This is a genomic window from Collinsella intestinalis DSM 13280, from assembly GCF_000156175.1.
GTDB classification, from domain to species: domain Bacteria; phylum Actinomycetota; class Coriobacteriia; order Coriobacteriales; family Coriobacteriaceae; genus Collinsella; species Collinsella intestinalis.
In genome coordinates this window covers 192,813-200,366 of the sequence record NZ_GG692711.1, presented here as the reverse complement: position 1 = coordinate 200,366, position 7,554 = coordinate 192,813, and the positions used below count along the sequence as shown (strand labels likewise).

Here is a 7,554-nt window from a genome sequence, read left to right as displayed (position 1 = left end):
CCGTAGTCGTACGTCCTGTGGCGTCCCCACTGTCCAGCAGCGCATCCCTCCCGACGGCGCGGTACGTGAGGTGCCATTGTCTCACAGCCTTCAGCGGTATCCCCAGCCTCGCGGCGGCGGCCTCGTGCCCGAGCCCGCGTTCGAAGAGCCCGCAGGCCCGCTCCCTCACCGACCTGTCGTAGATCGTCATGGAAAAACCTCCCATCTCGAGGACTTTATTTTCCAGTCCAAGAAATGGGAGGCAGTTCACACCCGCCCCTTTTTCCCTGACCCCCATGTGCCGAAAGGCGCGTGGGGGCTTTTTCATGCCGTGGGCAAAGCCGCGTCAATGCACGCGGATGAATCGTCAACACTTTGCCGTTATTACGGCAGACGTCCTGCTCGATAGTGTGTTTAGAGCGGCGTATTCTCGGGACGATTCAAACGCCGCGAACGTGATTTGGGCGCTTCCGTGGGAATAAGGGGGCCTGCGGTGGCTCGCATGGGAGCATGCGCGCAATCTGGTCGGGGCGTATCAGCGCAAGGGAAGGGCAAGGGGCCCTTCTCGCAGAAGAAAGGAAGATGCAATGGCGTCTACTGCTGCTGCCAAGGAGGGGGGCAAGGAGAAGTTTCTCGTTCTCCCGATCCTCGTCTTGATTCTCGCCCAGATGGGCACCTCGGGTGATAACGGCGCCCTGTCGCTCGCCGCTACCGCCCTCACCACCGACCTCGGTGCCACCGTCGCCGACATCCAGCTCGCCAACATGGTCTATTCCCTCATGGCCGGCGCTTTCATGATCGCCGGCGGCATGATGGGCACCATCATCGGCTGGAAGAAGAACTTCCGCATGGGCGCTCTCATGTGCGCCGCCGGTGAGGTCGTGCTCGCCATGGCCCCGAACATGGCCGTCTTCATCTGGGGTGGCCGTACCCTCGTCGGATTCGGCGCCTCCTTCATGATCCCGTCGGTCCTGGGTCTCGTCCCCAAGATCTACCACGGCAAGAACCGCGTACTGGCCTTCGGCTGCATCGGCGCCGCCTCCGGCCTGTCCGCCCTGCTGCCGCTGCTGCTCTCCATCGTCCTGATGTCCTTCGGCATGCGCGTCACCTTCTTCGTGCTCGCGGCCTACTTCGCCATCGTGTTCCTGCTCTCCTTCAAGCTCCCCGAGATCGAGCAGAACGACGGCAAGCTCAAGTTTGACGGCATCGGCGTCGCCCTCGCCGCCCTCGGCCTGTTCCTGTTCCTCGTGGGCGTCTCCCGCATCTCCGCTTGGGGTCTCATCGAGCCCTTCGCCGCCTGCCCGTTCACCATCTTCGGCATTTCCCCGTGCCTGCCCATGGCCGTCCTCGGCCTGGTGATCCTGGCCGTCATGGTCAAGGTCGAGAAGGGCGTCGAGGAGAAGAACGGCTTCGCCCTGCTGCCCCAGTCCTTCCTCAAGACCCCGCAGGTGCTCGCCGGCCTTGCCGCCTCAGCCATCACCTTCTTCTTCATGGGCGTCCAGTCCATCCTGATGGCTCCCTACCTGCAGCTCGTTGCCGGCTGGTCCCCGGCCATCGTCGGCGTCCTCTCCATCGTCGTCGGCATCCCGACCTTCGCCTTCTCCATCGGCATCCCCAAGTGGATGCCCAACGCCAACCCCCGTCGCGTCATCGAGGTCGGCTACATCGTCCTGGCCGCCGCCCTCGCCACCATGGCCTTCTCCGTGACCCTCGACTCTGCCTCCCTGCCCGGCATCGTCGTGGGCTGCATTCTCGCCGGCTCCGGCGCGGGCATTGTCTCCGCCCAGGCCAACAACGTCGTCGCCCTGGCCGTGAACGAGCGCGACGCCGCCCAGTCTGGCGGCATCCAGACCACCATGCGCAACGTGGGCCAGGCCATCGGCATCGCCCTGCTCGGCGCCGTGCTGCTGTTCGGCATCACCAACAACGTCATCGACGGTGCCAAGAACGACGACCGCATCTCCGAGGCCACCGTCGAGGCCATCTCCGAGCGCAACATCGACCTCACCTCCGATGACGCCTTCCGCGCCTCCATCGAGGACATCGAGATGTCCGATTCCGAGCGCGACGCCCTGGTCGAGGTCAACGCCGAGGCCCGCTTCAACTCCACCCGCTTCGCCTACGGCGTCGGCGCGGTCATCATCCTGCTTGGCCTGCTGACTACCCCCGCTATCAAGATCTTCAAGAAGGAAGAGGCGTAAACCCATCATGAAGAAGCTGTACTTCAACGGCGACTTCCTGCCCATGACGAACGAGGGCGACTCCTTCGAGGCCCTCGTCGTCGAGGACGGCGTCATCGCCTTCACCGGCACCCTTGAGGACGCCCGTGCCTTTGCCGCGGACGCCGACCAGATCGACCTCGACGGCGCTTGCCTCATGCCCGGCATCATCGACCCGCACAGCCACATCGCCGGTTCCAACCAGTACGTCGTGGCCGCTCAGCTCGAGAACTGCAAGAGCTTCGATGAGATCGTCGAGGCCATGCGCGCCTTCGGCGAGAAGAACAACATCGGTCCCGATAGCGTGATCATGGGTGTTTCCTACGACCAGAACTCCCTGGCCGAGGGCAAGCATCCCAACCGCCACATCCTGGACCAGGTCTCCACCGAGATCCCCTGCGTGGCGATTCACGCCTCCAGCCACATGCTGGTCGCCAACACGAAGCTCCTCGAGCTGGCCGGCATCAATGCCGAGACGGCCGATCCCGAGGGCGCTCGTTACGGCCGCGAGGCCGATGGCGTGACGCCGGACGGCTTCTGCGAGGAGCCCAACGCCATGTGGCCGGTCTTCGGTCAGGTGCAGCCGCGTCAGAAGTTCGACATGGACAAGATGATCCTGCAGATGCAGGACGTCTACCTGGAGCACGGCATCACCACCTGCCAGGAGGGCGCCACCACCGCCGACTACGCCGCGCTGTTCGCGGGCATGGCCAAGAAGGGCCTGCTCAAGATGGACGTGGTGAGCTACCCGATGCACGGCGAGGACGTCGACAAGATCCTGTCCGACTACGCCGAGTTCGACTCCCATGAGTACACGAACCACTTCCGCTTCGGCGGCCTGAAGATGTTCTTCGACGGTTCTCCCCAGGGCCGCACCGCCTGGATGACCGAGCCCTACGCGCCCGGCGACGAGGGCGAGGGCTACTGCGGCTACGGCACCATCTCCGACGACGATGCCTACGACTACATGCGCAAGGCCATCGACGGCAATCACCAGCTGCTCGCCCACACCAACGGCGACGCCGCCGCCGACCAGTACCTGCGCGTGTACAAGCGCGCGCTCGAGGATTCCCCGAATCCGAACAAGCACGAGCTGCACCCGGTCATGGTCCACTGCCAGACCGCCCGCCGCGACCAGTACGAGCAGATGCCCGAGATCCACATGATCCCGACCATCTTCACCAACCACATCTGGTACTGGGCCGACGTGCACCTGAAGAACTTCGGTCCCGAGCGCGGCGGCCGCGTCTCCGCGGTCCGCGATGCCCTCGACTTCGGCCTGCGCCCGACCTTCCACACCGATTGCCCGGTGCTGCGCCCGAATCTGTTCGAGAGCGTGTGGTGCGCGGTCAAGCGCGTCACCAAGAACGGCGTCCAGCTGGACGAGTCCCAGAAGATTTCCGTCTACGAGGGTCTCGAGTGCATCACCAAGAACGGTGCGTTCCAGTACGGCGAGGAGGACCGCAAGGGCACCCTCGAGGTCGGCAAGCTGGCCGACTTCTGCGTCGTGGAGCACAACCCGCTCAAGGTCGATATCGACGACCTGCGCGATCTCAAGGTCCTCAAGACCATCAAGGAGGGCGAGATCGTCTGGGAGGCCTAATGCCGCCCACGCGCTCGCGCTTTTGAGCTTGTGAGCTCACATGGAAAGACGCCTGGCATGTTGCGTGCCAGGCGTCTTTTTTGTCTCTCTATGAGGCGTTACAGCTCCGCGGGGGCGAGCCCGGCCGCTGCCAGCTTGCGGCGGAAGGTCTGGGAGAGCGCGCCCAGCGCGCGCTCGTCGGAAGTTGACACGGCGAGCACGGCGGCATGGGTGAGCCGCGTCCGGCGGAAGGGGATCTGTGCATCTATGGAGAAGAGCGCGCTTCCCGTGCGTCCCGCCTCGTGCGAGAAATACGTGAGGATAAGCGTGGTGCCGCAGGTGAACGAGCACATCTCGAAGATCTTGCGGAACTCCTCGTCGGTGCCCGCCCACAGGCTCTCCGCGGTGAGCGCGCGATGCAGGGCATCGCGGAGCGATTCGCCCTCCATCTGGGGCAGCTCCCGCACGGGGAGGTCGTCGTCGACGGGCCCGTCGCCCTGCGCGCGATGTTGCGCGATGGCGAGGATGGTGTCGTTGATATAGCGACGGTCGAGCTCGGTGATCGCGCTCGAGATGACCGCGACGGGCAGGGCCGTTTCGATTGGGTCGAATGAAATGAGGAAGTCCAGTCCGTCGAGCGCGGTGCTCCCACCTGCCTCTTCGCTTTCGGGAATCACACGGGCGATGCGGATGAATGGCAGGAAGCGCTCGATGCGGTCGCGCGCGAACAGCACCTGCTCGACGCCGCAGTTCACCACGAGGCCGGCGCGCCAGGTGTCGCTCACCGCGATGCCGTCCATGAAATCGAGCAACAGCATGGCGATGCGCGTGAGGTCGGTTTCGTACAGGTCGACCGAAGAAAGGCTCGGCGTGTCGCGCATGAGCTGCGCGAGGCGCATGAACAGCGTCATATTCTCGAACCTCACGGTCCATGAGATCTCGGGCGGCAGGGCGATCGCTCGATCGAGCTTGCGATGCGTGATGCCTGCCTCGAAGAGCATGGCGAGGGGTTTGCGCAGGTGGGACGCCGGGCGCGTCCCGTATCGGTCGGAGAGCGCGCGGAAGAGGTCGTCGGCGAGGTGGGCCGACTCGCGGTCGGGGGTGTAGGTGTCTTGGAAGTCGGGCGTCCAGCGGCGCGCGGCAACCGAGAACAGCTCGATGGCAACGGCCTTCTCGCCGGATCCCAAGGTTATGCCGTAGTGTTTTTCGATGCGGCCGAGCATGGCGGCAAACGCGGGCGGGATGGCGGTGGCGCGCGCGGGGACGCTCTTGCCCTTGCGGATTCGCAACGTCATGACCTGCAGGTAGATGGCCAGTTCGTGGCGAGCGTTATCGGTGAAGGGGCAGTCGAGGGTGCGTTCCACGGCCTCGATCTCGTCGAAGAGGAACTGCCGGTCCTCGCCGAAGAGCTGGGGCTCGACGCGACGCTTCATGGCGGTGGGGGCGAGCTCGAACAGGCTGTGCGTGACGAAGAAGCGGATGTGCTCTTCGGGCCCCACCACGGTGAGGCGATGCCCGCGCTCGATTCGGGCGCCATAGGGGTAGAGCATATCGTTCCAGGAGCGGATGTCCTCCTGGGCCTGCTGCTTGTTGGTGAGGATGGCGCGGGCGAGGGACTCGACCGTGTAATCGCCGTTGTAGTCGCAAATGAGTAGAAGGATGCCGCGGTAAAACCGGTCGAGCGCTGGGTCCATGGCGAGTGCGCGCTCTTTGACGAGGCCGAGGATGCGCTCGCGTTCCGCGGGGCTCGGGTTGAGCTGGATACCCGTGCCGCGCTTGGAGGCGGTGTGGGCGGCGAGGCCGTTTTGCTCGAGGAAGGCGTTGATGGCCGCGACGTCGTTGCGCACGGTCCGCTCTGAGCACGAGAGCTCTCCGGCGAGGGCCGCGGTGGGTATATAGCTCGTGGTGGACACGAGGGTTTTGAGAAGGTTTGCCTGCCGGCGATTGATGCTCATGGCTTGTGCGTCCCCCGATGGTCGCGACGGTGGTTTCCAATGTCGCGGAATTTGCCGCATATCAGGCAAACTCGCTGCACATAGATGGTAGCGATATTCATATGATGAAGATACCTACTTTTTCGTTATGGCGTGAATAAAGCGCCGTTGGATGGTGATGGACATGAGTTCCACGTGCGCGTGCAAGGAACGGGTCGAGGTGGCGCGGGGGCAGGGCGGTTCCGTCGGCTCCAAGGCCACGATCTCCCTGGCGGTCCTGGCGCTGGCACAGCTGGGCGTTTCCGCCGACAACGGGGCGTTTTCGGTCGCGATGTCCGAGATGATGAGCGTCTTTGGGTGCTCGGTCGCCGACGTGCAGCTGGCAAACACCGTGTATGCACTCATGGCCGGCACCTTCATGCTGGCCAGCGGCCTGCTCGGCCTAATGGTGGGGTGGCGCCGCACGTTCGTGGGCGGCATGGTGCTCATGGTCATCGGCGAGATCGTCACCGCCCTCGCCCCCGTGGTCGAGCTGCTCATCTGGGGCGGTCGCCTTGCGGTCGGTGTCGGTGCGAGCCTGGTGATCCCCTCGGTTCTCGGCATGGTCCCGCTGTTGTTTGAGGGGGATAAGCGCAAGCAGGCCTACGGCGTCATCGCGGGCTCCGCTGCCCTGGCGACCATCGTTCCCATCCCGCTCGGCATGCTCGTGGACAATTTCGGCTTCCGTTTCACGTTCGGTGCGCTCGTCGCCTATTTCGGTGCGCTCGTCGCCGCGAGCCTGGCGCTGCCGGCTTCCCAGCCGCGCGCATCTAAGAAGTTCGACCTTGTGGGCGCGGCCCTCGCCTCGATGGGCCTGTTCGCCGTGATGTTCGGCCTGTCACGCATCTCCGCTTGGGGCGTGGCCGATCCGCTGCCCACCGCACCGTTCACCATCTTCGGCCTCTCACCGGCTCCGCTCATCGTCATCGCGGGCGTGGCGCTGCTCATCGTGCTCGTCCCGGTCGAGTTGTGGATGGAGCGCGCGCACGACGTCGCCATCCTGCCCTCCAGCTTCATCAAAAGCGCGCAGGTTCGCTCCGGTGTCGTGGCGATCGCACTGCCGTTTTTCTACATGGGCGCACAAGGCCTGGTGGCCACGTCCTTCTACCAGCTCGTGGTCGGTCTCGGCGGCACCAGCACGGCGCTTTTGGGCATCGTTTCGGGCGTGCCGATGCTCGTGCTCGCCATGGGTATTCCCCGCAAGTTCCCCCAGGCGAATTCCTGGCTCGTGGTGCGATGCGGTTACATCGCTATCGCCCTCGGCGCGATTATGGCGGCCTTTGGCGTTCGGAGCTCCGAGTTGACTTCCATAATGGTGCTCGGCACGTTGTTGGGCGGAATTGGCGTTGGTATGGTGAACTCGCAGTCGAACAACCTTGTCGCCTCCGCCGTCCCCGCACACGACGCGCAGCAATCGGGCGGCATCCAGGGCGCGGCGCGAAACCTCGGTCTCGCGCTCGGCTCGGCTGCCATGGGCTCGGTCATGCTCATCGCGGTGAACATGGGTCTCGACGCGAGCGTCGAATCGATGGCCGTTCTCGACGAGCCCGTCCGCACGGCGCTCGAGCAGACGGTCTACACCTATGAGGGTGACGCGGCCTTCTCTGCCCGTATGGACGGCATGGGCGTTTCCGATTCCGTCGCCGGCGAGCTGATCACGGCCAACCGCGAGGTCCGCGCCAACGCCGGTGCCATTGCGATGTCGACCGTCGCCGCGCTCGCGGGGCTCTCCCTGTTCACCACGTTTCCAAAAAAATCAAAGGACGCTGCGAGGGGGTAACTGTTGCGCACCGTGCCGTCA

General features: G+C 64.6%; 4 protein-coding genes and 1 pseudogene. 3 read left to right on the top strand and 2 right to left on the bottom strand.

Annotated elements, in window-relative coordinates:
* Positions 1-190, bottom strand: a pseudogene (locus COLINT_RS08735) (hypothetical protein); the annotation flags it as partial.
* 376 nt (positions 191-566) lie between these two features.
* Between COLINT_RS08735 and COLINT_RS07420 the strand changes: the two are divergent.
* Positions 567-2,180: an MFS transporter gene (locus tag COLINT_RS07420; RefSeq protein WP_006723850.1), complete on the top strand. Its 1,614-nt coding sequence runs from the start codon at positions 567-569 to the stop codon at positions 2,178-2,180.
* A gap of 7 nt (positions 2,181-2,187) precedes the next feature.
* Positions 2,188-3,801 carry an amidohydrolase gene (locus COLINT_RS07415; protein WP_006723849.1) on the top strand — a complete coding sequence of 538 codons (1,614 nt, stop codon included), beginning with the start codon at positions 2,188-2,190 and terminating at the stop codon, positions 3,799-3,801.
* A gap of 98 nt (positions 3,802-3,899) precedes the next feature.
* On the opposite strand, the gene COLINT_RS07410 is transcribed toward COLINT_RS07415, so the two are convergent.
* Positions 3,900-5,735, bottom strand: a complete 1,836-nt coding sequence (locus tag COLINT_RS07410; RefSeq protein WP_006723848.1) for a BglG family transcription antiterminator — start codon at positions 5,733-5,735, stop codon at positions 3,900-3,902.
* Positions 5,736-5,898: 163 nt separating this feature from the next.
* Between COLINT_RS07410 and COLINT_RS07405 the strand changes: the two genes are divergently transcribed.
* Positions 5,899-7,533, top strand: a complete 1,635-nt coding sequence (locus COLINT_RS07405; RefSeq protein WP_233418439.1) for an MFS transporter — start codon at positions 5,899-5,901, stop codon at positions 7,531-7,533.
* Positions 7,534-7,554 lie beyond the last annotated feature (21 nt).